Annotated in this window: 21 protein-coding genes; 12 read left to right on the top strand and 9 right to left on the bottom strand. The window is 37.8% G+C overall.

Features of this window, described 5'->3' with window-relative positions:
• Window positions 1–12 precede the first annotated feature (12 nt).
• The 3 genes from lat to ABDV71_RS15295 all read right to left on the bottom strand — a co-directional run bounded on the left by lat (window position 13) and on the right by ABDV71_RS15295 (window position 3442).
• Window positions 13–1344 (bottom strand): L-lysine 6-transaminase, encoded by a 1332-nt coding sequence (lat, locus tag ABDV71_RS15305; protein WP_343534060.1) that lies wholly within the window; start codon window positions 1342–1344, stop codon window positions 13–15.
• A 168-nt stretch (window positions 1345–1512) separates the two neighbouring features.
• Window positions 1513–2376 (bottom strand): pyridoxal-phosphate dependent enzyme, encoded by an 864-nt coding sequence (locus ABDV71_RS15300; protein WP_343534058.1) that lies wholly within the window; start codon window positions 2374–2376, stop codon window positions 1513–1515.
• 52 nt (window positions 2377–2428) lie between these two features.
• Window positions 2429–3442 carry a DUF6588 family protein gene (locus ABDV71_RS15295; RefSeq protein WP_343534056.1) on the bottom strand — a complete coding sequence of 338 codons (1014 nt, stop codon included), beginning with the start codon at window positions 3440–3442 and terminating at the stop codon, window positions 2429–2431.
• A 186-nt stretch (window positions 3443–3628) separates the two neighbouring features.
• Between ABDV71_RS15295 and ABDV71_RS15290 the strand changes: the two genes are divergently transcribed.
• The 3 genes from ABDV71_RS15290 (at window position 3629) to ABDV71_RS15280 (ending at window position 6359) form a co-directional block, all read left to right on the top strand.
• On the top strand, window positions 3629–4663 hold the full coding sequence (locus tag ABDV71_RS15290; RefSeq protein WP_343534054.1) for an RluA family pseudouridine synthase: 1035 nt from the start codon (window positions 3629–3631) through the stop codon (window positions 4661–4663).
• On the top strand, window positions 4664–5500 hold the full coding sequence (locus ABDV71_RS15285; protein WP_343534052.1) for an aminotransferase class IV: 837 nt from the start codon (window positions 4664–4666) through the stop codon (window positions 5498–5500).
• A 115-nt stretch (window positions 5501–5615) separates the two neighbouring features.
• A complete protein-coding gene (locus tag ABDV71_RS15280) occupies window positions 5616–6359 on the top strand; it encodes a hypothetical protein (RefSeq protein WP_343534050.1) in 744 nt (247 codons plus the stop codon).
• Window positions 6360–6411: 52 nt separating this feature from the next.
• On the opposite strand, the gene fmt is transcribed toward ABDV71_RS15280, so the two are convergent.
• Together fmt and smpB are read right to left on the bottom strand one after the other, a co-directional pair.
• Window positions 6412–7320 (bottom strand): methionyl-tRNA formyltransferase, encoded by a 909-nt coding sequence (gene fmt / locus ABDV71_RS15275; RefSeq protein WP_343534048.1) that lies wholly within the window; start codon window positions 7318–7320, stop codon window positions 6412–6414.
• Window positions 7321–7428: 108 nt separating this feature from the next.
• Window positions 7429–7878, bottom strand: coding sequence for an SsrA-binding protein SmpB (gene smpB, locus ABDV71_RS15270; protein WP_343534046.1), 450 nt, complete (start codon window positions 7876–7878; stop codon window positions 7429–7431).
• Window positions 7879–8095: 217 nt separating this feature from the next.
• Between smpB and ABDV71_RS15265 the strand changes: the two genes are divergently transcribed.
• The 6 genes from ABDV71_RS15265 (at window position 8096) to ABDV71_RS15240 (ending at window position 17446) form a co-directional block, all read left to right on the top strand.
• Window positions 8096–10366, top strand: coding sequence for a TonB-dependent receptor (locus ABDV71_RS15265; protein ID WP_343534044.1), 2271 nt, complete (start codon window positions 8096–8098; stop codon window positions 10364–10366).
• 70 nt (window positions 10367–10436) lie between these two features.
• The gene (locus ABDV71_RS15260) at window positions 10437–11399 is read left to right on the top strand and encodes an HNH endonuclease (protein WP_343534042.1); all 963 of its coding nucleotides are present in this window, start codon (window positions 10437–10439) and stop codon (window positions 11397–11399) included.
• 31 nt (window positions 11400–11430) lie between these two features.
• On the top strand, window positions 11431–12345 hold the full coding sequence (locus tag ABDV71_RS15255; protein WP_343534040.1) for a hypothetical protein: 915 nt from the start codon (window positions 11431–11433) through the stop codon (window positions 12343–12345).
• 223 nt (window positions 12346–12568) lie between these two features.
• Window positions 12569–14794, top strand: coding sequence for a DNA cytosine methyltransferase (locus tag ABDV71_RS15250; RefSeq protein ID WP_343534038.1), 2226 nt, complete (start codon window positions 12569–12571; stop codon window positions 14792–14794).
• A 10-nt stretch (window positions 14795–14804) separates the two neighbouring features.
• Window positions 14805–17036 carry a sensor histidine kinase gene (locus ABDV71_RS15245; protein WP_343534036.1) on the top strand — a complete coding sequence of 744 codons (2232 nt, stop codon included), beginning with the start codon at window positions 14805–14807 and terminating at the stop codon, window positions 17034–17036.
• Between the two features lie 8 nt (window positions 17037–17044).
• Window positions 17045–17446: a hypothetical protein gene (locus ABDV71_RS15240; RefSeq protein ID WP_343534035.1), complete on the top strand. Its 402-nt coding sequence runs from the start codon at window positions 17045–17047 to the stop codon at window positions 17444–17446.
• A gap of 7 nt (window positions 17447–17453) precedes the next feature.
• Here the strand turns inward: ABDV71_RS15240 and ABDV71_RS15235 are convergent, their stop codons facing one another.
• From ABDV71_RS15235 to ABDV71_RS15225, 3 genes are all read right to left on the bottom strand, one after another.
• Complete coding sequence (locus ABDV71_RS15235) at window positions 17454–18398, bottom strand: hypothetical protein (protein WP_343534033.1); 945 nt, start codon at window positions 18396–18398, stop codon at window positions 17454–17456.
• Window positions 18399–18441: 43 nt separating this feature from the next.
• Complete coding sequence (locus tag ABDV71_RS15230) at window positions 18442–18990, bottom strand: hypothetical protein (protein WP_343534031.1); 549 nt, start codon at window positions 18988–18990, stop codon at window positions 18442–18444.
• 221 nt (window positions 18991–19211) lie between these two features.
• Entirely contained in the window at window positions 19212–19436 is a 225-nt protein-coding gene (locus ABDV71_RS15225; RefSeq protein WP_343534029.1) for a helix-turn-helix transcriptional regulator, read from the bottom strand.
• A gap of 468 nt (window positions 19437–19904) precedes the next feature.
• Here ABDV71_RS15225 and ABDV71_RS15220 point away from each other — a divergent pair, with 468 nt between their 5' ends.
• From ABDV71_RS15220 to ABDV71_RS15210, 3 genes are read left to right on the top strand one after another with little or no spacing between them, the layout of a single operon-like run.
• Complete coding sequence (locus ABDV71_RS15220) at window positions 19905–22940, top strand: SusC/RagA family TonB-linked outer membrane protein (protein ID WP_343534028.1); 3036 nt, start codon at window positions 19905–19907, stop codon at window positions 22938–22940.
• 3 nt (window positions 22941–22943) lie between these two features.
• Window positions 22944–24329 (top strand): RagB/SusD family nutrient uptake outer membrane protein, encoded by a 1386-nt coding sequence (locus ABDV71_RS15215; RefSeq protein WP_343534027.1) that lies wholly within the window; start codon window positions 22944–22946, stop codon window positions 24327–24329.
• An 8-nt stretch (window positions 24330–24337) separates the two neighbouring features.
• Entirely contained in the window at window positions 24338–24904 is a 567-nt protein-coding gene (locus ABDV71_RS15210) for a redoxin domain-containing protein (protein WP_343534025.1), read from the top strand.
• A 37-nt stretch (window positions 24905–24941) separates the two neighbouring features.
• On the opposite strand, the gene ABDV71_RS15205 is transcribed toward ABDV71_RS15210, so the two are convergent.
• Entirely contained in the window at window positions 24942–25265 is a 324-nt protein-coding gene (locus ABDV71_RS15205; RefSeq protein ID WP_343534023.1) for a hypothetical protein, read from the bottom strand.
• Window positions 25266–26079 lie beyond the last annotated feature (814 nt).

The following is a 26079-nucleotide window of genomic DNA, read 5'->3' as shown; positions in this document are numbered from 1 at the left end:
GCTTTTTTAAGGTTAAAGCGTTGGAAGTATTTTGCGCATTACTTCAATGCCTTCATCAATATGTTGTTTTTCAATGCAAAGTGCTGGTCTAAAGCGGATGGTTTGATTGCCGCAACCTAAAAACATTACATTATGGTCCATGCCTTTTTCGATGAATTTGTTGCGCATTTCTTTTTCTGGAAAGTCAAAAGCGCACAATAAGCCTTTGCCACGTACATTGCTTATCTTCTCGTGTTCATTGGCAAGTGTTTGTAACTGGTTTTTAAGATATTCACCTATGTTATTAGCATTGTCGCAGAGCTTGTCCTCTTCAACAATACTTAAAATTTGCGTAGAGCGTACCATGTCCACTAAGTTTCCGCCCCAAGTTGAATTGATACGAGATGGTACATTGAAAACGTTACCTTCAATTTCATCAACCTTGTTGCCAACCAAAATGCCGCAGATTTGCATTTTTTTACCAAAAGAGATAATATCTGGTCTGGCCTTTTCACTGAAATGTTGATGGCACCAAAATTTCCCTGTTAAACCTACACCGGTTTGCACTTCATCATAAATCAGGAAGGCTTCATTTTCATCTGCCAATTGGCGAAGTTGAATCAAAAACTCTTCTCTGATATGGTTGTCGCCACCTTCAGACTGAATTGGTTCAATAATGATAGCACAAATGTCATCCTTATTATCAGCGAAAGCTTGTTTGATTTGAGCAATAGAAGTAGCTTCGGTTTCCTGAGCTAACGTTAAATTATCACCAGTTAAAGGAAATTTAACTTGTGGAGTACTTACCCTTGGCCAATCAAACTTGGCAAACCATTTAGTTTTATCTGGCAAGGTATTGGTTAAGCTTAAGGTGTAGCCGCTGCGGCCATGGAAAGCTTTTTCAAAGTGGAGTACTTTGAAGCCTTTTTCTTCTTTGTACCCTTTTTTGAAATTTTTCTGAACTTTCCAGTCCATGGCTACTTTTAGGGCATTTTCTATCGCTAGCGCTCCTCCTGCAATAAAAAAAGCATGTGGCAAATAATCTGGTATTCCTACTCTGGAGAAAGTTTTTACAAATTCGGCATATTGCTGGGTGTAAACATCTGAATTAGATGGGTTTGCCAATGCAGCTAATAACAAGTTATGTTTAAAGGCTTCATCATTGATCATTTTTGGGTGGTTGTAGCCCAAGGGAACCGAAGCAAAGCAAGTAAAGAAATCTAGTAGTTTGCGATCGTATTTCGAATCGTAAATATAGGCCCCGTTACTTTTTTCCATGTCATAGGTAAGATCATAACCATCGGCAAGAATATGTTTTTTAAGAGCTTGTTTAACCTCACTAGGGGAAACACTTAGTTGATACATAAATTTAAGTTTTGGTATAAGCCAAATTTAGATAAATAGGCCAAATTATCAAATTTAGGCGGTTTTTGAACTCTGAGTTCAAAAACTAGGTTTAAACTGTTTAAACTTGGTTTTTACCTGAAACTTCAACAGAAATTAAAAAATGTGGAAAAAATATTTTTATAAAATTTAGCTAAACTGGTCAATTTTTCCCAAAATTCCGAAAATTCCGCCCGTGTGGAGCATCAGTATTTTAGCATCTTTTTTAATGATTCCCCTTTCCATTAAATCGAAAATGGCATAGCACATTTTACCTGTATAAATTGGATCTAATAAAATGCCGGTGCTGCTGGTAAAGTCTTTAATGAATGCAATAAGTTCAGGTGTTGTTTTGGCATAACCGCCAAAGTGATAATCTATATGTAGATGTAATTTGGAAAAATTACTTTCATAGATTGCCATTTCGTCCCTCATAAAATCGCCTCCCTTTAAAACCGGAACAACATGAAGTTGCGTTTGCATTTGATGTTTGTTGATGCCTTTTAGTAGCCCGGTAGCCGTAGTTCCGGTTCCCGCGGCACAAAATATATGGTCGAAACTTTCTTGCAGCTCATCAATAATTTCCTCGCAGCCTACAACAGCTTCTTTACTTGCACCACCTTCGTCTACAAAATAAGCATTGCTGTCGTTTGAGTAATGTTGTTCAAATAGGGCTTTTTTGTTCTTATAACTTTCTCTATCAACAAAATGAAGCTGCATGCCGAAAAGTTTACATAAAGCAAGCATAGGGTTGCTCACTTCTTCGCCGCGTACAAATGCGGTAGCTTTTAAATGTTTTTTAGCGGTAATGGCTGCGGTAGCTAGCAAATGATTGGAGTAAGCCCCTCCAAAAGTGACGATATGCTTTTTGTTTTTGTCAGCAGCATCTTGAAGGATGTATTTCAGCTTACGCCATTTATTGCCCGAAACGAAAGGGTCGATCAGGTCATCTCTTTTAACAAAAATAGATTTCCCTCGAAAGGAAATTTCGTGTATAGGACTTGGCAACAGCATAAAATAAAAAAGCTTCCCCAAAGAGAAGCTTTTTTATGCTTTTTTGAAAATTTTAATTTCCTATCCCAAAGCCAATACCAGCATTTACGTAGCTGTATTTAGCTTGAGTGTATGCTCCATAAAGTCTGAAGAATGCCAACTGTAATTGAAAACCTAGAGAGGCTTTTGCACCACTTACGTCAGTATTTTTGATTGCAAATGGATTGGTATAAGTTTTACTAGGGTCGGTATCATCAAAGCTGTAAGTACCTAATGCTCTAATGTGAGTATTAGATTTGTTGTAACCAAGGCTAAAGAATGGTGTAAATACCGATAGTTTTTTAGAAATGATGGCATCTACACTAACCCCTTTCAGTTTTACATCAATATTTTGGTTTGGATCAGGATTTTGGCCTACTTCCAAAGGAATATTCCATTTTAATTGGGTATAACCAAAGGCCACTGCTAAATCAAAAGGCAGTATTTTACCTGTTTTACCTAATACTAAAGGTAGTACCTCTACTTTAGCACCTACACCAAAAAGATCAACTTTGCCAAAATCACTAAGGTCAATGGTTGGGGTGTAACGTACAGAGATGTCAATGTTTTTTGGAAGACCCATAGTTAATTGCACCTGAGGGGCTGGTACTACACCAACGCCAATACCTTCAGGTAAGTTAAACTGCTTGCTAGGATCATTGCCTACCTGCATTCTGGTGCCATCTTGTTCTGGCCCGGCAATAGTAGGAGAGTTTACATTAGCGCCAGCTACTGGAGCCATGCTAGTGAGACCTAATTTAGTAACATCAAATGTTTTATCCTTTGCAGGAACGAAAGCGGCAGAAGCGGTAATCCTTAAATCAAAACGTAAGAAATTTTTAGCTTTTGCTGAACTGTACCACATTGAGTTTAACCCTAAACCAAATCCAGTAGTTGCAGGTAAGAGGTAAGCGCCAGCTAATTTACCGGCATCCGCTGGAGTTCCCTTAAAAACGCCACCAACCTCATCTTGTGCCATCAAATTAAATGGCAATAAAAAAGCGCTAAGAACAATTGTGTTTCTTAGCGCCCGAAATGTTTTTTCCATGTTTATTTGTTTGATATTCAGACACGAAAATATATTTTTCTAATTAAATATGGAAAAAAATTCATTACAATCTTAAGGTTTTGAGTAAAGCTTTTCATACGCACAATTTGAATTCTCCACCTACACTACAATAAATAAGCCAATTTGTTTTAAAGGAATGTCGATTTGATAATTTATTTTTGCAACATGGAAAATTTCGCAATAGGGCAGGAAGAGGAGGAACAGGACTTATTTGAGCATTTTAATATTGTCGTTGATAAAGGACAGTCGTTGTTGCGAATTGACAAGTTTTTAATGCACCGCATTGAAAATGCCTCTAGAAACAGGATACAAAATGCTATTGATGCGGGTAATGTGTTGGTAAACAAGCAAACCATTAAGGCTAGCTATAAGGTAAAACCTTTGGACGAAATTTCCATTGTTTATGCCCAACCACCTCGTGATACGGAGGTTTACCCAGAGAATATTCCTTTGGATATTGTTTACGAAGATGATGACCTGTTGGTTGTAAATAAACCGGCGGGTATGGTGGTGCATCCTGGCTATAATAATTATACGGGTACATTGGTGAATGCATTGGCTTATCATTTTGACCAATTGCCTACTTTGCCAGGTAACGACGGTCGGCCAGGCTTAGTGCATCGTATAGATAAAGATACTTCCGGTCTGTTACTGATCAGTAAGAACGAAATTACCATGACCAAGTTGGCGAAACAGTTTTTTGATCACAGCATTACCCGTAAATACATTGCTTTGGCTTGGGGCGATATTGAAAATGATGGTAGGATAGAAGGATACATCGGACGAAGTTTAAAAAACCGCATCATCCAAGATGTTTACGACGATGAAGAAAAAGGCAAGTGGTCGGTCACAAATTATCAAGTGCTGGAGCGTTTGAATTATGTTACTTTGGTGAGCTGCCAATTGGAAACCGGACGTACCCATCAAATTAGGGCGCACATGAAACATATAGGCCATCCACTTTTTAATGATGCGAACTATGGTGGAGATAAGATTTTAAAAGGCACTACGTTTTCTAAATACAAGCAGTTTGTGACCAATTGTTTTGATTTGATGCCGCGGCAAGCCTTACATGCAAAGACCTTGGGCTTTATACACCCAACTACACAACAATATATGGAGTTTGAGGCACCGCTGCCAGCAGATTTTGATTCTGTTTTAACCAAATGGCGTAATTACCTAGTACAACCTCAGTCTTAGATGTCGCAATATATTTTATTTAACGACCAGTTTTATGAGAGCAATGCTCCACTTTTGCAGGCCCAAAACAGGGGCTTCAAGTTTGGAGATGGTTTATTTGAATCGATGCGCATGTGTAACGGAAAATTAAAGTTCCCAGAACTTCACGCAGATAGGTTGCATGCAGGAATGAAGGCGTTAAAAATGGAAGGTTACACTTTATTGGATGACTATTTCTTAAAACAAAAGACATCAGAACTGGCCAAAAAAAATAAAATTCATGGCAATGCTCGTTTTCGTTTAACCATCTATCGTAATGGGGAAGGACTTTACACGCCGCAAAGTAATAAAGTGGGATATCTTTTGGAAGCCTCTGCTTTGTCCAATGCAGCGTATGAGCTCAATACCAAGGGCTTGATTGTTGATGTGTATGATGAAATCCCTAAGCCTATCAATAAGCTCTCAAATTGTAAAACCACCAATGCTTTATTGTATGTAATGGCAGGGCTATATCAAAAGCAGCACCGCTTGGATGAGGCTTTGCTGCTTAATCAAAATGGTTTCCTGTGCGAAAGTACCAGCTCGAATGTTTTTGTGGTATATCAAGGACAAATTTATACCCCTGCGCTTTCAGAAGGGTGCGTGGCCGGTGTAATGAGGAATGTGGTGATGCAATTGGCGAAGCAAAACCAATTGCCATTAATTGAAGCGCAAATTAACCCCCAAATATTAAATGAAGCTGAAGAGGTTTTTGTAACCAATGCCGTTAGTGGCATCAGATGGGTAATGGGCTACGGAAGAAAACGTTATTTTAATGAAGTAGCCAAAGCCTTGAGTACAAAGTTAAACTCGCTGTAATTTTCTTTGAGCATTTACTTGTATCGCTAATAAATTACATTGTCGTTTATTTTTTTATAGATTTTTCAGGATAAAATTTTTGTATCTTGTTTTACACACACAAATGTAAATCGATATGAAAAAACTACTCATGATCGTCATGGCATGCTATGCCCTGAACGCTCGTTCGCAAACGGACGAATCCAGAAATTTTATCTATCTCAATTCCGATTCTGTCATTCATGCAGATCGAATCAGGTTACGATCTGATTTTGCCGGTTCGTGGGTATTGCGGGCCGATTCTAGAAGAGTTCCCTTGGAACAGGTAAAATTCTTTAACAATGAAGATGGTTTCTTTGCCAATACCCGAAAGACCAGTCTTTTCGCTGTCAATGCTTTTTCGGAAAGAATTGTGAAAGGTAAAATCAATCTTTACCAAGAGGTTGCTTATGATCCTGTGCCGTATGAATTTAACCATTACCGATTTAGGGACAGGGGACCCCGGGCAATTTCTACCAGGTTGTTTTATAACAAAGGCTATTCAGATGTGAAAAAAGTAAGCTATGCTAGCTTGAAAATGGATTTGGCCGACAACCCCAAAAGTCTTGATTTTTTGGAAAGTTATAGGAAACGTAAGCAGGGTGGCACCGTTATGTACGTAGCTGCGGGAGCCGCTATTTTAGCAGGTCTGATTAACTTTGTAAGTACCGGGAACAAAGAAATGAATAGCGCTTCTTTTGAAAGGACGAGTGCTAATGGTTATGTAGGGAGTGTTGTATTGTTGGGAGTAGGTGGAGGTTTGGCTTTAGGAGGCTATCTAATGCAGGCATCGGGTAACAGGGATATCGAAAGGGCAATAGATGCTTATAACCTTAAATAAATGAGAATTAAACAAGTTTCCCAAATATACTTTTGGGAAACTTGTTAGCGGTTTATAGTCTAACGCCTCTTAAAAACTCGTCAACCATCATTCTTTTTTTGCCTTCGAGCTGTAGTTCCAACAATTTGATATAGCCATTGTTACTGGCAAATTTCAGGAAAGTTTTTCCATCTGTTTCAAAGGCCCCTGGATTTACCTTGGGAGAAACATTTTCTTTTTCCACCTTGAAAATCTTCAAAGTTTTATCATTTAAAAAGGTGAACGCGGTAGGGTATGGACTTAAACCCCTGATGTGGTTAAATACCGTTTGGTTATCCTGGTGCCAATTGACCTCACAAAAATCCTTGAAAATTTTTGGTGCCATTTTCAAATCTGCACTCATGGGCTGCGGTACTTCCTTATAATCGCCATTTTCGATGGCTTTAACCGTTTTCACGATCAGTTTGGCTCCAATATTCATCAGTTTATCGTGCAATGTGCCCGCGGTATCATCTTCGGTAATTGGGGTGCTCTCCGAAAAAATTACATCGCCTGTATCAATTTCCTGTTTAAGGAAAAACGTAGTTACGCCGCTTTCCTTTTCACCGTTAATGATTGCGTGGTTAATTGGCGCAGCCCCTCTATATTGAGGCAGCAAAGAACCATGTAAGTTGATGGTACCTTTGGCAGGCATTTTCCAAACAATTTCTGGGAGCATCCTAAATGCCACTACCACCTGAAGATCTGCCTTTAAAGCTTGTAGTTCTTCAATAAATGTGGGGTCTTTAAGCTTTAAAGGCTGAAGAACTTTTAATCCATGTTCAACGGCATATTTTTTAACAGCGCTTTCACTTAATTTTTGACCACGTCCAGCGGGCTTATCTGCTGCGGTAACCACGCCCACAATCTCAAACCCTGCATTCTTAAGCGCATCTAAAGACGCTACCGCAAAATCGGGCGTACCCATAAAAACTATCTTCATGTATAATAAAATTTTGAATGAGTGAGTGATTGAATTTTGAATGACTAAATGAGAAAATGAATTGGAACTACTCAAAATTTAATCATTCTCTCATTCTCTCATTTCTATTTAGAACTTCATCGCTCGGTCTAACTCCCGTTTGCTTTCCCTTTCCTTAATGGTATCACGTTTGTCGAACTCCTTTTTACCTTGGGCCAATGCTATTTCTACCTTGGCAAAACCACGTTCATTAATGAAGATCCGTAGGGGCACAATGGTGAAACCTTTTTCTTCTCCTTTTAACCTCAATTTTCTTAATTCTTTCTTTTGTAATAGCAGCACCCGGTCCCGCTTAATATCATGATGATAAAAAGAGCTGTGGCTGTATTCGGAAATGTGAAGGTTGCGAATGTAAAGGCTATTGCTGATGAACATGCAAAAGGCATCGGTTAAATTGGCCTTTCCCTGTCTGATCGATTTTATTTCGGTGCCAAGCAAAGCAATGCCCGCCACATACTTGTCTAAAATGTGGTAATCAAAAAATGCTCGCTTATTCTTTATCTGTATATCGTTAGGCATAACTGCAAATATCAACAATTGTGGGCTATAAGTAACAGCATCTTTTCATTTTTGTTTTATTGCAATGTTGTTGCATTTTATGAATGTAATTTTATATTTGCAATAATGTTGCGTTAGTATATTGGTTTAGATTTTTTTAATTTAAATATTTATGATTATTAAATTATTTTTTAGATTTGTCTAAATTTATATTTTTGTATAGCTAATCACTTTGATGATGAAGAAGACTTTACCTTTCTTGATACTTTTATTATTGTTTTTAAATGTCCATGCTCAAGATATAGTGCTGAAAGGTAAAGTGGAAAGCAACGGAATGCCTGTAGCCAAGGCCAGCCTGCGCATTATAGAGCTACAGCGCTCTGCACAGACCGACGCCGAAGGAAATTTTGGCTTTGTGGCCCTTCATGCTGGTAAATATCAAATCAGAATATCAGCTTTGGGCTATCAAACACAGCTGAATACCGTGCAAATTTCGTCAGATACGGTTTTGCATTTCGATCTGGCCGAACAAAAGGAGCGCTTGCGGGAAGTAGTGGTAACAGGAACACAAAAAGAGGTCAATCGTTTGGAAAGTCCAGTGCCTGTGGAAATTTATACGGCCAAGTTCTTCCAAAAAAATCCTACCCCAAGCATTTTTGATGCCCTGCAGAATATCAATGGCGTTAGGCCACAGCTTAACTGTAACATCTGCAACACTGGCGATATCCATATCAACGGTTTGGAAGGGCCTTACACCATGGTGATGATTGATGGGATGCCCATTGTGAGCAGTTTATCTACGGTGTATGGTTTATCGGGCATTCCCAATTCATTGGTAGATCGCATTGAGGTGGTAAAAGGCCCCGCATCATCTCTTTATGGTAGCGAAGCGGTAGGCGGGTTGATCAATATCATTACCAAAGATGTGGGCCGGGCCGCAAAGTTTACGGCCGATTTGATGACCACCAGTTATCTGGAGCACAATATTGATCTGGGGTTTAAGGCCCGTTTATCTCCCAAGGTAAGTTTTTTAACTGGGGTGAATTATTTTAAATATGGAAACAGGGTAGATGACAACCACGATGGCTTTACCGATGTGACCCTGCAGGATAGGATTTCGGTTTTTCAGAAATGGAATTTCAATAGGCGTGAAAATAGGTTGTTCTCATTAGCCGGAAGGTATTTATATGAAGACAGATGGGGCGGGCAAATGAATTGGACAAAGCAGTACAGGGGTGGTGGTGATATATATGGCGAAAGTATTTACACCAAGCGCTTTGAATTGCTGGGAAACTATCAATTGCCATTTAAGGAAAGGATGTTTTTGGCCTTTTCGCTAACGAGCCACCATCAGGATAGTAGGTACGGAGAAACCTCATACATTGCCCAACAAAATATTGCCTTTTCGCAGCTCACTTGGGACAAAAAAATGGGTAGCCACGATCTGCTGTTGGGTACGGCCTTTCGTTATACTTATTATGACGACAATACGCCAGCTACTTTCTTCGACAATGGGAACAGCCCCGAAAAGGTGTACCTGCCAGGAGCTTTTGTACAGGACGAAATTAAGTTGAACCAAAAACATTCGGTTTTATTGGGCATGCGCTATGATTACCACTCTGCACACGGCCATATTTTTACCCCTCGCTTTGCGTATAAGATCAATTTTGACGAAAGCAGCATCCTGAGGCTCAATGCCGGCACTGGATTTAGGGTAGTGAATATTTTTACCGAAGACCATGCCGCTTTAACTGGCGCTAGGGAAGTAGTGATCGAGGAGAATTTGAAGCCCGAGAAAACGTACAACGTGAACCTCAACTACCTTAAAAAAATGTACGATTTAAGCGGAAACACGTTCACTCTTGATGTTTCGGCATTTTACACCCATTTCAGTAACCGCATTGTGGCCGATTATGAAACCAACGTTAACCAGATCCGCTACAATAACCTTAGCGGCTATGCGGTAAGCAAGGGCCTGACCGGGAATTTTGATGTGACCTTAAACTTTGGACTAAAACTGAATGCGGGCATTACCTTGCAGGATGTTGGCTTGGTAGCCGATGGACAAAAAACACAGCAAATGCTTACCGAAAAATGGATGGGCACTTGGTCGGTATCGTACCTGATCAATGCGCTGAATTTGGGCATTGACTATACCGGAAATATTTACGGCCCCATGCGCCTGCCCTTGCTGGGCGATCTGGATCCCCGCCAGCCCTACTCGCCCGTGTGGAGCCTGCAGAATATCCAATTGGTGTACCGCGGCTTTAAAAACCTGGAGGTTTATGGCGGCGTAAAAAACCTGCTCAACTTTAAGCCTACCAAAAACAATCCCTTTATTATTGCCCGTAGCCACGATCCCTTTGATCGCCAGGTGCAGTTTGATCCCCAAGGCAATGCCCTGCCTACACCCAATAACCCCTATGGTTTAACTTTTGATCCCAGTTATGTATATGCACCTAATCAGGGCATCAGGGGTTTTGTGGGGTTGAGGTATAGTTTGAGGTGAGGCCAGGTGTCTGCTATTTGCATTTCACGAGCTTTGTTGATACTTTAGCAAGACCTTAATTAATTGCCAATTGTTAAACCCAGCGCTCCAAAAATACGCCAAAGCTTTTGCACGTCTTAAACGTGGCGGTACCAAATATGGTGCCGCACCGCATAAACCCATTTTGCTGCTAAGTCTTATTGAGCTGATAGAAAAAGGCGTGGTTGCCGATAACCGCGTGTTTGCAGATGCTCAATTGGTGGGTACCTTTAAAGAAAATTGGCTTTTATTGGTAACTACGCCGCACCAAGAAGATTTTACCCAACCCTTTTATTACCTGCAAAACGAAAGGGCCGAAGGCCAAGGCTATTGGTTTTTACAGCCTGTGCCCGGCTGCCAAATTAATGCCCATATCAAATCTGTAAATGTATTGGCCAGTGTTTGCCAGTATGGTTACTTAGCTGCCGATTTGTGGCTGTTGTTAAATGATGCTGTAAGCCGAAACCATTTAAAACAGGTATTGCTAAATACTTATTTCGCGGAAACTAAAAATAACCTTCTCCATGCCAAACAGCAGGGGCAAGGTTATTTGATTGAGCAAACTTTAGATTTATTGGAGGAGCCCCAAGCTAAATACAAGCACATCAGTAAATACACCGAAGAAGATGTATTTGTACGCAATGGCCTATTTAAACGCCTAGTACCAAGACTTTACCAACAGCAATGCAGCTTTACCGGTATGAGCCTAGGTAGTATCTATAGGCATAGCTTTGTTGATGCTTGCCACATTATACCTTTTAGCCATAGCCACAATGATAAGGTAACCAATGGCATTGCGCTTTGCCCTAACATGCACCGTGCTTTTGATCGCGGCCTGCTCAGCATTGATGAAAACTATCGTATTTTAGTGTCTGAGCATTTAACCGAAGACAGGAACCATCCTTATGCGCTTAGTGCATTAAAAGGAAGAAAGATACTATTACCTCAACAGCAAAACCATTATCCTGCAAAGGAAGCTTTGGAATGGCATAGGGAAAAGTTGTATAAGAGATAATTGAAATTAATAAGCAACGTTAAGACTTTTTATGAGCGGATTTATTGATTGGCTTTCCAAATACTTGGGAATTGAAAAGACCCCAACCGCAACGATTATTGTATCATTAACTGTTTTCAGTTTAGGGATTATTATTAATGAAACTATCAAAGCGATAGCAAGATTTAGAGAAAGAAAAACCATAAGAGAGATTGTTCGCAGAAATTATCTGATTTTTCAAAGCTATTTGGTTGAGCAAGCTGAAAGTTTAAGGAAGTTTGAGAGTCTGGTTACAGTTAAGGGTGGCCCAAATTTTAATGCACATGTACGTCCTTGTTCTGCCTTAGATAATTATAAGGATATCTCTTACAATAATAGTTTTAAAGCTTTTTTTGTTGGTTTAGAAAATATTAAGGGAAGAACCAAGCGAATAGAGGCTTTCGATAATTTGTACCAATCTTTATCAACCATTAGAATTGAGCAAGAAAGAATGTTTCCAATTATAGCAAGCTTTCTACCTGAGACTATCACAATCATGGATAGATTAAACATAAATTTTAACGATGCTTTCGAAGCAACAGGCGATGTAAATATGAAACTACGTAAGCAACAGCCAGTTAATCACAAACTAACGATGTGGCTTAATGTAAGGAGCGAATTTTATGAGAAATGTTTTGCAAATGGCGATTCTGAAGATTTGAACAAAATAAAGGATTATTTTCTTTCTGTAATAGATTTTGAAACTCGCAATAGAAGGCCATTAGATTTAATAATGGATGAAAAAGAGTTTTTTTACTATCATAAGAAAATCAATAGAGCTATAGGTGATGTAGATGCTTTAAATAAGCTTGTTAAGAATACTAAGGTTTACTGTATTGCTATTAGTGAAAAATTTGAATTTACTGCGCAACGGTTACGTTTAAATTATGAATTCTTGTTTAGAAAGATAAATAATGATTCTGTTTGATTAGTAGTGCTCGTATGAGTGTTGTTACTATATCATTGGCTCTTTTCTCCGAGAAGCTTATTGAAACTGATTTATTAAGTCTTTATCTTTTGATAGACTAGCTATTTGCTTAAACATCTTATTCGAATAATCACAAATGTAATTCCGCATTATTGTTAGTAAAATATTTGGAATTATACTTCTTGTCCGTAAATTTGTCCGTGTCCGTAAATTTGTTCGTAACATGGTGAGTGTAAAATTCTATTTAGACAGTAAAGCTAACAAAATGGGTTTATTCCCTATACATTTGGTAATTAGGCAAAAGGATGCCCAAATTAAAGTGTCAACTTGTGAGAAGATTGTTAAAACTGATTGGGATAGTGAAAATCAAATGGTTAAAGAAACTAATGCTGATCATTTATCCGTTAACAAGTATCTCTTATTTTTAAAGCAAGAGGTAGAAAAGCATATAGATAATACACCGCATTCCCAATTAACAGAGACAAATATTAAAGAGAAGATTAAATCATTGGTTGATAGTCGGAAGTCAAATCAAGATGTAAAGATAATTTGTGAACAACAGGCTTATTTAGAGGATAAACAGAAAATTACATTGGTTGATCTTTTTGCTGGAGCTGGTGGTTTTAGTGAAGGCTTTTTGCAGGCAGAACATGATAACAAATTATATGATTTTTTATTAGGTAGTGATATAAACGAGAATTGTGAACTTACTCATATAGCCAGATATAATTATCAACTAGGTCTTGATGCGCAATTTTTAAGGCAAGATATTACTGAACCGGACTTCTTGGATAATTTGGTAAAGAGAATACAAGATAAAGAGGTTGATGTTGTATGCGGAGGACCTCCTTGTCAAAGTTTTAGTTTAGCAGGAAAGCGTAAGAAATTTGATAAAAAAGATGATCTTTTTGCTCATTATCTTAATGTGATTAAGCAATTAAGGCCGAAGTATTTTGTGATGGAAAATGTTAAGGGGATACTTACTAAAGAAGGAGGGCGAATTCGTGAAATGATATTGCAAGAGATTAGGTCTATAGTTGATTTAGAGGAGTATCATCTTCTAATCAATTTTATAGCTTCTCTAAAAAAAACGGATAAGGATAATGGTTTTATTTTAGAGTGTTTTAATCAACGCCTTTTGTTCGAACAAGCGCTAGATCAGGAGCTCGAACAGTTGAAGGAGAAGTATATTCAAAATTTAGAAAGCAAATTTAAGAATATAACCCCTAAAATATGTGATTTAAAAGCTAGTAAAAATAATCCAAATATTAGCACCATTAGACATGGTTTTAGTTTGTTGAAGAGGTCAAACGAACTTATTTACATCCGTAAAAAAGTAATTGCTGAAAAGGCTTATTGTAATTTAGATAATGATGCGTTTGCTTCACATTTCGATGATTTCCTTACTTCTATAGAACCTGAAACCATTATAGAAAAAATAGAAACTGCATTTAGACAGTTAAATCCGCCTTTTGATTATGTGGAACAGGTTAATCAGATTATTAAAGCTATTGAGGTATACAACTATTCATTTGATGAATGTGTGGAGGAGTTGAATAAGTTTGCCAAAAATGTTGAAAAGGAGGATGAGCTTTTGCGTATCCTAAATCAGATACGTTTATACAATATTAAGGCCCCTTTTGTAGCGTTAGCATCGGATTATGGAGTTCCGCAAAATAGAGAGCGTGTACTTTTTATAGGTTGTAGAAAAGATCAAAAGCTAATAACAGATATACCTGCTACTGTTGGTCAAGATGAGAAAGTAACCGTGTTTGAGGCCCTATATGATTTAGATTTTATAGGTAATGATCAGGAAAAATTTGACTACGAGCAGATTGATTTAAATCAAAAATATAATGGAAGCACAAAAGCAATGAAAGCATTGCTTAAAAAACGTGCTATTAATGGAGAAGCAAATAAAAGTGGCTTTACATATGCTGAATGGTCCAGAAAGGGGCGTCTAAATGGACGTTTTTCTAATGCAAAAAGTCCATTTTATGTTAGATATGCACATGAACTTAACGATGCTAAAACACAGCTAGCTGCGCCGCTCCACAATCATAAAACTAGCAAACAAAACAAGGAGGTGGTAGAAAGGCTTAAATCTATATTGGAATTAGGTAATTATGATATTGCTAAACAAGTATTGAAAGATAAGGGGATAGATTCTGATAAAAGAAATTATAATGTTCTTAAGGCTTCGGAGCAAAGCCCTACTGTGCTAACTATCCCCGATGACTATATACATTTCTCTAGCCCTCGTTCTTTAACGGTAAGAGAAATGGCCCGTCTTCAATCTTTTGATGACTCCTTTGTTTTTCAAGGGAAAAGGTCTACAGGTGGTGATAAGAGGAAAAGTGAAGTTCCGCAATATACATTGGTTGGTAATGCTGTGCCACCATTAATGGCTAGGGCAGTAGCTATGGAAATATTAAAAAATATTGAATAAATTGCCTAAAATGTCAAAGATAGAAAAAGAAGATACATTACATTTTCAAGTTAGTTCCGGCCTAAAAGATATTTTAGGAAGGGAACTAATTACTGATGACGAAATTGCAATTTTTGAATTAGTCAAAAATGCTTATGACGCTCATGCTAAGAGGGTTGATGTAATTTTTGAAAATTTATTTGATAAAGAGCATTCAAGGATTATTATTAAAGATGACGGTAAAGGAATGAGCTTATCGGATATCGAAAATAAATGGTTGTTTGTTGCCTATTCAGCAAAAAAAGAAGGGACTGAAGATGAAGATTATCGAGATAAAATTTATCAACATAGAGCCTTTGCAGGAGCCAAAGGAATAGGTCGTTTTTCATGTGATAGACTTGGCAGAAAGCTTAGACTTTATACATCTAAGGAAGAATCTCAGTTTGTTGAAATAATAGATACAGATTGGGAAGAATTTGAAAGAAACTTACGCCATCAATTCGTAACTATAGAAATACCCCATAAATCTATTAGCAAACTTGAAAGTAATTTAAGACATGGCACTATTTTAGAAATTACAGAATTAAGGAGCTTTTGGCATGATAAAAAAATAGAGCGATTATATAATTCTTTAGCTAAACTTATTCACCCAGGAGATAAAATTAAAGATTTTGAAATATTCTTGACGTGTAAAGATTTGGGGATTGTAGAGAGAGGTGTAGAGAATTTTATATTTGAAGCTTTAGAGATTAAAACGTCAAGTATAGATGTTTCAATCTCTAAAAATGGTGAGACCATTACTACAGAGCTTTTAGATGGAGGTACAAGTATTTACAAAATACAGGAAAAAAATACATATTCGTCGCTATATGATATACATGTTAAGATTTTCTATTTAAATAAATCAGCAAAGTTGACATTCAGTCATAGAATGGGAGTTAATACTAAAGATTATGGTTCTATATTTCTCTACAAAAACAACATAAGAATTTATCCATTTGGAGAATCGGATGAAGATACATTAGGACTGGATTCAAGAAAGGCTCAAAAACCTACCCTTTATATTGGAAATAAAGATGTCATAGGTCGAATTGAAATTAATGGAGATAACAAAGGTTTTGTTGAGACATCAAGTAGAGGTAGCGGGTTTATTATAAATGATGTGTATTTGTTGTTTAAAGAGTTTGTTTGGGATAAGGCAATTGTTCGATTGGAGAAGTATGTCATTGATGTGCAAAAATGGGGTAATGGTTTATTCTTAAGTGTTGAGGACAATTTAAACACAAACGATAAGGAAATAGTTAATAACAGGATTACTACACTTGTTTCTAAATTAACTAACAATAGTGATATTATAGATATTGAATATAATGAGAATTTTTTAAGTATAATAAATGACAGCCAAAAAGATAGCGTAACTTCATTAATTAAAAATCTTTTTAAGATGGCAAAGGATACTGGGAATGATAAAATTCTTAGTGTTGCTAATACAACTGAAAAAAGAGTGGAGGAGCTATTGTTTGCATTGGAACAATCTAGAATAGCAGAGGATAAAGCCAAGGAGGCTTTGGAAGAGAAGGAAAGCGAAAATCTATTTTTGAAATCTATTAAATCTCAAGATCATGAAGAGGTCGTTAGTTTGTTGCATCATGCCGGTATATCTTCAAAAAATATAGATAACGAATTAAAATATGCATTTAAAAGATATAAAAAGGGAGACTTAAATATTGATTCTGAATTGTATTCTATTTTAGAATATATTTTGTTTGAAAACAAAAAAATTCTTTCTATATCTAGATTTGCATCTAAAGCAAATTTTAAATTATATACTGAGGAAATCGATTTGGATGTTGTTGAATATATTATAGAGTATATTAAAAATATACTGGGTTTGGTTTCTAACCAAAAACCTAATATTATATTTACAAACGATAGAAGAACGAAGTTTAATAGTAGAATAAAACCTTTAGAACTCAATATCGTAATTGATAACTTAATAAGCAATTCAAGAAGAGCTTCTGCGGAAAATATTTATATTTCGTTTTTGATAAAAGAGGGAAGCCTTTTTATCTCATTTTCGGATGATGGAAATGGAATTAAAGAAGAACATATTGGAAATTTGTTTAATTTTGGATTTACAACTACTGTAGGCTCAGGCATAGGCTTGTATCATATAAAAAAGATGTTGAATCAGTCTGGTAATGATATATTGTATAATTCTGATAATAAGCAGCTTACTGAATTTATTGTTAAACTAAACTAATTATATTAATGCTTATACACGACATACTGTGGATTGAAGATGATACGAAGTTTGTAGAAGGGATATTGAAAAATTTTGATGTAGATTCAGTTGACTTGGGTTATAAAATAAATCCATTTCATTATGTTAGCCTACAGGACTTTGAAAATGAGGCTGGTCTCGAGCTTTCTGCTTTAGCTTTAAAACTTGTTTGCGTCGACTATAATCTACCTAATGTAAATGGGGACGAAATAATCGAAAAAATACGCTCTTTCGAAGCTAATAAAACCATCAGGATTGTGTTCTACTCTTATGCAAAGAACGAAAAAGAATTAAGAGAAATATTATTGGAAAGGCTACCTAATTTAGATAATATCCACTTTATACATAAGTCTGAATTAGAAGATGCTATTATTGCGCATCTAAAATAGATTATATTTAAATCTTAAAATAATCTAAGTCCCCGTTAGTGTTTAGTTCATTTAATGCATTTCTTAAATCATTGCGTAAGTTTGTCCGTGAGCCGGAAGAATAGTTGTTGTTAAAAATTTCTTTAATAGATCTGGCAACCCCAAGAGTAGTTGCCTTTCCCCAGTAGTTCCCACCTGATAAATTAGTTACTCGTTTTACTGCGACAGATTGAGGGTTATAATTAGCTCTTGAATTAGATGGTACAGTTACAAATGAGTAAGTAAAATTTGGTGCATTCTGTATACTAAAGTTATTGCGGCCTATTGTTATATTTCTTCCTCTAAAGCCTCCAGCAGAATATATCATGTCCCAAAGCATTGGTATTTGGGCATTGTCATTCCAGTTAGTTTTACATTGAATTATACCTATTTCTGTTTGTGCGAAATCTCTTTCTGTTAAAAAATCTAAAATAGAGTTATTAAGTTTCCCTTGCTTTGTAATTGGAATCGGGATTCCGGAGGCATCATTTATTACTAGATGATTTATATCAGTATTATAGTCATAAGCATCAGGAAAGATAACTACTGTAATATCTGACTCGGTATTACAGGCAAAGTTTGAGTAATTTATTGTGGTTGCATCTTGTATAGGTTTGGGGACCATGCTCATGGTTTTTATAGCAACCACTCTACTCCCAACTGTGCATAAATTGATATACCAGCATACAAGAGATTCCCATGCAGTACCACCACTTGAAAGAGCTGCTTGGTCTCTCCCTGTCACGGAAGTAGATTGAAAAATTTCTGCAAGATGATCACCCAAATTAATTATATCATTTTCAGTATAATTATTTCCAAGTTTATTTTGAATTATATTTAACCATGTAGGCCAAGCAGCATTCATGGTATTGGTATTGAAAATAGCTTGAACAGCTTTTCTTCTTAATAAATCAGGTATAGTATTGTATGTCATTTTAAGAGTTTTAATTATAAATAGGTGATTACAATAAGAGATGTTATTTTCTTTTTATTCTCTTGAATAAAGTCTGATTAAGGGCTTTTGTATTTAAATCTTTTCTGAATGCATCTACAAGTATGCCAGCTTGTTCATAAAATGTGTCTAATGATTTTTCGTAAATTGGGATTTCGTATTTTTCTAAATCAATTAAAGGCTTAACATCAAATAGCTCAAAAACTAAGTAGTCCAATTTGTTTAAAATTTTGTTGGGAAGAATCGAGGAGTTAGCTTTTACCACATTGTCAAATTCATTTACTTTATCGTCTATTTCATCTGTAAATTCACTTATTTCTTCTATATCCTCCTCTTTTAGGGCTTTTTGCTTTATTTTTTCCTCGGTTAATTGAAGATATAATTGTATGGTATTCAGTAAATCGCTTAAAGAATACATTATGTCCTTGTAAGCATTTATTTTTTCTTGGTAAAGAATGTTTTCATTATTGATTTTGTGAGACTGCTTGTATGATCTAATTGAATATACCAAAGCTACTACTGATATAGCTATTGTAATTATACCGAATACTAATGGGCTTAATTCCTGTAGCATAGTTTTAATTGGAGAGAGTTTATTTCTTATATTTAGTTTATTCTATCTACCATGGAAACATTAAGAAAAATTCTTTCTGACTTATTTTCTCTAGTTGCTTCGAAGGAAAACAACGCCTATTACACTTGGGGTGAAATAGCTATTGCTTTGGTGATAAGTTGTTTTTTAGGTTTTGCTATTAGTTTGTTGCTTAGATAATATTAATTCTAAGTCTTGTTTATTCAGAAATCCAGTAATTCTTTAGGGTGAACACCTAGGCCTTTTGCAATCTCTAACAGCGTCGTAAAATTAAAATCCTTGTTACCGTTTTCAATATTACTTAAGTTTCCTTTGGTAACATCACAATTAGCAACTACTTGGTCTTGACTTAGTTTAAGCCTTTCCCTTATTTTTCTAACATTTTCGCCAAAGGCCTCTAGTCGTTTTCTATCCCTTGCTTCATTCATTTAATAAATACAGGAATTTTTTAAATATTTTTTGTTACAAGTTCTTGTAACAAATGATTTTAATTTTTATATTTGGGTAAGTATAAAGTTTAGGTATAATAAAGAGTCTCACGTCCTCAAGTCTAACAATAAATAATAAACGGGAGAGCGATATATTATGCCCACTTACCGTATTGTGCTATCTTTGCACAAGAGGGGGTGGGCACTATCGTTGAAAATCACGTTTATGGGCGTTAGACCCCGGGGACTGGTTGGAGGTAGTGCCGCTCCCTTTTTTATTAAAGCTCCATGGAGACTCGTATAACCAAATACGAGTATGAAAAACCGTTTTACCCATCTTTATACCAAGCTGCTCAGCTTGGTAAAACGTAACCCAGAATAATAGCGCCTACAAGCGGCTATATTTTTAGGTTAGTAATGCTATGGCCGCTTTTTTCCTACAGCCTGTAACCATTAAACCAAAAACTTATGATCATTAAAAAAATAGCGCTTTTGAGCGTACTGGCTCTGCTTTGCCTAAATTTTGGGGCAAATGGGCAAGCCGTATATATCCTTAAAGGCAGGGTATTAGATGGGAAAGGCCAACCACTGCCCAACGTAACGTTGAAAATTGCGGCACAAAATGTTGGCACCACCGATAAGGAGGGGCATTTCAATATCCAGACCTACATTCCCAAAGGCAGTCTTGTGTGCAGTGCCGTTGGTTATACTACGAAAAATTTGGCCTTCCAAGGAGGCGCCTCTAATTTAATGATTATACTAGTGGAAGAAACGACGGAATTAAATGAAGTAGAAATCAACGCTGGCTATTACACTGTAAAAGAGAAACTGCTTACTGGCAACATTACAACAATAAGGGCAGAGGATATAGGACGGCAGCCCGTAAGCAATGTGCTGTCGGCACTGCAGGGACGTGTGCCGGGAATGGTCGTAACCCAAACCAGTGGTGTAGCAGGCGCTTCTTTTAATGTGCAGATACGTGGCCAGAATGCCTTGGACCTTTCGCTATCTAAAAACAACCCGCTTTTCATTATAGATGGCGTGCCCTTTGAGCAGGGTAATGATGCTACCAACCGACTTACGTCGGCGGCAAATCTCGGCTCGGCGGGCGGTGGGCTCAGTCCACTAAATATGATTAACCCACAAGAAATTGAACATATTGAAATATTGAAAGACGCCGATGCTACGGCCATATATGGTAGCAGGGGAGCTAATGGAGTGGTATTGATCACCACAAAAAGAAGCAATGGCCAACAAACCAGATATAACATTACGGCTTATACGGGGCATAGCAGGGTGGGACGTACAATGCCGATGTTGGATACCGAATCTTTTTTGGCCATGAGACGAGAGGCTTTTAAAAATGATGGTGCGACAATGAACTTAGCCAATGCACCGGACGTACTGTTATGGGATAATAATAGATATACCGATTTTAAAAAAGAATTGGTAGGCCATAATGCTAGCGATAACAGATTGCAACTGGCAATTAGCGGCGGGAATGCACAAACAAATTTTAGAATAGGTGCTGGATATTTTAGACAAACCTCAGTTTTTTCACCGGATTTTGCCAACCAAATAGGCTCCTTAAACTTTAGCATTGCACATAGAAGCCATGATCAAAAATTGGCCCTCCAATTCTCAGGAAGCTATGCCCGTGACAATAATCGGCTACCAAGTAACGACCCCAGCCGTTACTTGGCCCTGCCGCCCAACATCAGGTTGTATAATGATGATGGTAGTTATGCGTGGGCAGATGGTGGAATAGTTTACAATACGCTAGGTAGCGATATTGTTAATCCATTTGCATTGAGAGAAGAAAGGTTTAGGTCATTAAGTCAAAACCTGATAGGCAATATGGTGTTGGATTATATGCCAATAAAAGCATTAAAGCTAAGTCTTAATTTAGGTTATAATAGTTTGGTTACCAATGAGTATTCAAGTAAGCCTACAGCGGCCATAGATCCCAACCTAACTGTTCTATTTGGGATTATGCCCTCCGCCTCTTTTGCCAATACCAGTTTGGGCAGCTACATTGCGGAGCCAAGGGCCAACTATGATTGGAACCATGGTCATCATCATATAAGTTTTCTTTTGGGAGGTGTTTGGCAACATAAGGGCCAAGCTCTGAGCTATCAATATGGTGCAAATTATAACTCTGATCTATTACTGGAAACTATTACGGCGGCGGGAACGGTTACAGCTTCCAACGAAGAAAGTGTATATCGTTATAGCGCCCTTTTTTCTAGGTTCAATTACAATTATGCCGACAGATATATCATTAATTTTACCGCACGGAGGGATGGATCTAGCAGATTTGGGCCAAACAGACGGATGGCGAATTTTTCGGCAATTGGTTTTGCTTGGCTTTTTGCAGATGAGAGTTTAGTACGCCGTAATCTACCTTGGCTAAGTAGCGGAAAAATAAGAACCAGCTATGGCGTTACGGGCAATGACCAAATTGGCGAATACAAATACCTTAATTTGTGGAGTGCCACCAATAATAGTTACGATGGCACGCCCGGGCTCTACCCCAGAAGTGTATTTAATGCCAATTATAATTGGGAACGTATCCGTAAATGGGAGCTTGGACTAAATCTAGGTTTTTTCAAAGACAGGCTTATGTTGGAAGCAGCCTATTATGTACATAGGAGTGGCAACCAACTGATCAATTACAATCTGCCTGCGCAAACGGGATTTTCACAGGTAGTCATGAACTTTCCGGCCTTGGTACAAAATAAGGGCTTGGAATTGATGCTCAATGGAAAATGGATAAGAAATAAGGTGTTAACATGGAGCACGTCATTTAATATCTCCTTTAATAGGAACAAACTGTTAAGGTTTCCAGATATAGAAAGTTCAAGCTACCGAAATACCTATATTGTTGGTAAGTCGCTCAACCTAATACAGGGACTCAGTTATCTTGGTGTTGATCCCCTAACGGGAATTTATAAGTTTAGGGATGTAAATGGTGATGGCTTGTTAAATACAGCTGATTATGGTTACATAGGGGAGCGTAGTCCAAAGTATACCGGTGGAATGCAGCAAAATTTAAGCTATAGGGGCTTTGAGCTCAATTTCTTTTTCCAATTTACAAAGCAGCTGGGATTGAGTTATATTCATCAGTTGTCATCATCCGTACCCGGACGCATTTACAACCAGCCTATAATTGTACTGCAACGTTGGCAGAGCGCTGGAGATATAGCCAACATTCAACGTTTTACCGCTCAAAGTGGGGCGGTAGCGGGAGCCCTAAGTTATTTGCGGCAGTCAGATGGTTCCTACGCCGATGCTTCATTTATCAAGCTAAGAAACGTAGATTTTTCCTACACTTTTAAGGAAATGCGGTTTGGTGGTATGTCTTTGGGTGGCTTAAAGATTTATATGCAGGCGCAAAATCTGTTTACCATTACCAACTATCTCGGGGCGGATCCGGAAACCCAAAACTTTTATAAACTTTCGCCATTGCGTACAATGGTGTTCGGTATTCAACTTAATATGTAAGCCATGAAAACAATTAAACTAATAATGGTCATTTTTGGCCTTACTCAGGTTTTTATATCCTGTAAAAAATACATCGCTGTTGCCCCACCAAAGAATTTGGCAGAGCTTAGTCGTATTTTCGAAACGGACCAAGCCGCTATATCTGCAGCGTCAGGTGTATACGCACAGATGGTGGCAGCAAGTCTTACTTTTTGCAATGGAGGTATTACGGTGTATGCGGGGTTATCTTCGGACGAACTACAAAATGTAAGTTCCAGCGCTACGGTAGATGCCTTTAAAAACAATACGCTACTTGCCGACAATCCAACAATTCTTTCTACTTTTTGGAATAACCCTTACAAGAATATTTTTCATATCAACGCTGTGATGGAGGGCTTGGTTAATTCTAAAAGCCTAAGCAGGCCTGTAGTAAAACAGTTAATGGCGGAAATGCGCTATGCGAGGGCAATCCATTACTTTTACATGACTAACCTATTTGGCGATGTACCTTACATCGAACATACCGATTACGAAGCTAATCGTGTTATGCCCCGTACTGACCGGAAACGAATTATCGAAAAAATCATTGACGAACTATTAAATTCAAGAAACGATTGGCCCTATGCCGATAAGCCGGAAATCAGTAAAAATAGACCGGGACTAAACGCAATTAATGCACTTTTGGCAAGAGCATATCTCTACCAGGGTAATTGGAATGAAGCTTATCATTATGCTTCCTTAGTCATTGAATCAAATAAGTATCAGCTGGAGCTGCCAAGCAGTGTATTTCTCAGTAATTCTAGAGAGACTATCTTTTCATTGATGAAGCCAAATGCGAATACGGCCGAGGGTGCATCGTTTATTCCATCAAGTGCAACAGTTAGACCAAATTATGTACTGTCAAGCTTTTTAATTAATTCATTTGAGCCAAACGACAAGCGTAGGTCAGAGTGGACAAAAAACAATTCAGTGGCTTGGCAGAATTATGTATATCCATATAAATATAGGACAAGAAGTGGTACAACAGTTACCGAACATTATGTGGTGCAGCGACTAGCCGAACTATACTTGATAAGGGCTGAAGCTAGTGCCGAGCTGGATAATTTACAAATGGCAATTAAAGATATTGATAAGATAAGGGGCAGAGCTGGATTGGCATTGATTAGCGAAACCAAGCCAGCTATATCAAAAAGGGAATTGATACAGCAGATATACAGGGAAAGGCAGATAGAGTTCTTCTGCGAATGGGGTACGAGATGGCTGGACCTCAAAAGAACTGGGATGGCAGACGAAATATTGGGGATAGAGAAGCATCCCAATTGGCAATCTTATGCTAAGCTTTATCCTATTCCATTAAGCGAGATAAGAAAGAATGTTTTTTTGACACAAAACGAAGGGTATTTTAATTAGTAAAAATCATGAAAAGTAGTGTGGTTGTTTTATTTGTATATATTCAATTTGTTGTTGTGGCTGTAGCCCAAAATGTTTATCCCATTGTAGATGAACCGTTGCCAACGGTTCATTTTTCTGATGTTCAATATCATGAAAAATCTAGGTTGTCCAATAGCGATTTCAAGGGCAAATGGACGGTGCTATATGCTTGGAATAGATATTGTTCGTTATGTTTGAAGAAAATGCCTTTATTGAGCCAGATGCAGGCTGATTTTCAAGATAAAGTGATTTTTTTGTTAGTGGGGTATAATGGCACTAGATATACCAAAAAAAGTGATGATAAGGATATAAGACTCCTGTACGAAAGAAACAGGATAGAAGAAAAACTCAAATTGTCAATAGCCTATGATTCGTTAATGTTCCATCAGTTTAATTTGGGGCCTAGTCCATATATCATCATTGTCGATCCAGGGGGTGTCGTACGTTACATTACTTCAGATATCAATGAAAGTCAAATGGAGGATATATTACAAGGTAAAGCAGTATGGCTAAGGAAGGCTTATCGTAGGGATGAACATTTAAAGCCAGATTAAGGTATTGGGGCAGCACATTTGTGCGACCCCAATGTTTCTAATTGGCAGGTTTCTGAATTTTGTTTTCAGTAAGAGTACCGTCTGGAAAATTGGTAATTGGACTATCAAATCCTCTTAAACAATCTAGCTCGGTTCCTACAGCACAAGGAGATTCAACCTGTTCCTTTTCTGCATGGTCATAAACAGGCGTACCCGATTTAATATAACCATCTGGATAATTTACAGGATCATCATATGAAACTTGATACCAATACATAGGTGCTTTTTTATTTGGTGCGCTTTGCTTAAAAGCACTTAAGCCAAGCACTAGGCCGAACGCCAATAGCAGCGCTGCAAGGCCATACATTAATTTACTTTTCATTGTAATTTTTGTTTGATGCCCGTTTTCGGGCGGTTAGGGTTTAGATTTCCCTGGCAGCCCGAAATCTGCACGGATATTTTTAATGGTTTAGGCTGGGCTGGGGCCTAGGCATGTGTTTCAACTGTTAATGGTGTTACCTCCTTTCTAATTGGTTATACCAAAATTAAAGGGTAATGAAAAGCGGGCTACCGCCCGATTTGTGATAAAAAGTGCCTATTTTTCGAATTTTATCACAAATCGGGCGGTCGGTGGGGGAATAATTGGCCTTGGGGATAGCTTTAAGAGGGAAAATGATGATGAATGATGAACGGTTAGTTGTTAATGCTTAATGAGGAAAGACCGATTATCCATGTATGGTGTTGATGGCCTTAATGTTCATTCTAAGTACAGGGAGGAATCTCCACGGGGGGTATAAATGAGGCCTTTCGCTACGTTCCCCGGTGGATCGGGACGGGTTGGATGACAAAGTTGAAAGACCTCTTCGCTGCGGTCGAGGTGACGAAAAGGAGGAGGGGTGGTGGGAATGATGAATGGTTAGTTGTTAATGCTTAATGAGGAAAGACCGATTATCCATGTATGTGGTGATGGCCTTAATGTTCATTCTAAGTGCAGGGAGGAATCTCCACGGGGGTATAAATGAGGCCTTTCGCTACGTTCCCCGGTGGATCGGGACGGGTTGTATGACAAAGTTGAAAGACCTCTCCGCTGCGGTCGAGGTGACGAAAAGGAGGAGGGGTGGTGGGAATGATGAATGGTTAGTTGTTAACGCTTAATGATGAATGATGAATGAACCGATGAACCAATCCATCTGCGG

Source organism: Pedobacter sp. (assembly GCF_039594775.1).
Taxonomy (GTDB): Bacteria; Bacteroidota; Bacteroidia; order Sphingobacteriales; family Sphingobacteriaceae; genus Pedobacter.
Note: the sequence above shows the minus strand (reverse complement) of the source record. Positions and strands in the feature narration are given on the sequence as shown.

Coding starts and splice junctions, on each gene's coding strand:
- lat (WP_343534060.1), bottom strand. CDS start 1,344: ATGTATCAACTAAGTGTTTCCCCTAGTGAGGTTAAACAAGCTCTTAAA.
- ABDV71_RS15300 (WP_343534058.1), bottom strand. CDS start 2,376: ATGCTGTTGCCAAGTCCTATACACGAAATTTCCTTTCGAGGGAAATCT.
- ABDV71_RS15295 (WP_343534056.1), bottom strand. CDS start 3,442: ATGGAAAAAACATTTCGGGCGCTAAGAAACACAATTGTTCTTAGCGCT.
- ABDV71_RS15290 (WP_343534054.1), top strand. CDS start 3,629: ATGGAAAATTTCGCAATAGGGCAGGAAGAGGAGGAACAGGACTTATTT.
- ABDV71_RS15285 (WP_343534052.1), top strand. CDS start 4,664: ATGTCGCAATATATTTTATTTAACGACCAGTTTTATGAGAGCAATGCT.
- ABDV71_RS15280 (WP_343534050.1), top strand. CDS start 5,616: ATGAAAAAACTACTCATGATCGTCATGGCATGCTATGCCCTGAACGCT.
- fmt (WP_343534048.1), bottom strand. CDS start 7,320: ATGAAGATAGTTTTTATGGGTACGCCCGATTTTGCGGTAGCGTCTTTA.
- smpB (WP_343534046.1), bottom strand. CDS start 7,878: ATGCCTAACGATATACAGATAAAGAATAAGCGAGCATTTTTTGATTAC.
- ABDV71_RS15265 (WP_343534044.1), top strand. CDS start 8,096: ATGAAGAAGACTTTACCTTTCTTGATACTTTTATTATTGTTTTTAAAT.
- ABDV71_RS15255 (WP_343534040.1), top strand. CDS start 11,431: ATGAGCGGATTTATTGATTGGCTTTCCAAATACTTGGGAATTGAAAAG.
- ABDV71_RS15250 (WP_343534038.1), top strand. CDS start 12,569: ATGGTGAGTGTAAAATTCTATTTAGACAGTAAAGCTAACAAAATGGGT.
- ABDV71_RS15245 (WP_343534036.1), top strand. CDS start 14,805: ATGTCAAAGATAGAAAAAGAAGATACATTACATTTTCAAGTTAGTTCC.
- ABDV71_RS15240 (WP_343534035.1), top strand. CDS start 17,045: ATGCTTATACACGACATACTGTGGATTGAAGATGATACGAAGTTTGTA.
- ABDV71_RS15235 (WP_343534033.1), bottom strand. CDS start 18,398: ATGACATACAATACTATACCTGATTTATTAAGAAGAAAAGCTGTTCAA.
- ABDV71_RS15230 (WP_343534031.1), bottom strand. CDS start 18,990: ATGCTACAGGAATTAAGCCCATTAGTATTCGGTATAATTACAATAGCT.
- ABDV71_RS15225 (WP_343534029.1), bottom strand. CDS start 19,436: ATGAATGAAGCAAGGGATAGAAAACGACTAGAGGCCTTTGGCGAAAAT.
- ABDV71_RS15220 (WP_343534028.1), top strand. CDS start 19,905: ATGATCATTAAAAAAATAGCGCTTTTGAGCGTACTGGCTCTGCTTTGC.
- ABDV71_RS15215 (WP_343534027.1), top strand. CDS start 22,944: ATGAAAACAATTAAACTAATAATGGTCATTTTTGGCCTTACTCAGGTT.
- ABDV71_RS15210 (WP_343534025.1), top strand. CDS start 24,338: ATGAAAAGTAGTGTGGTTGTTTTATTTGTATATATTCAATTTGTTGTT.
- ABDV71_RS15205 (WP_343534023.1), bottom strand. CDS start 25,265: ATGAAAAGTAAATTAATGTATGGCCTTGCAGCGCTGCTATTGGCGTTC.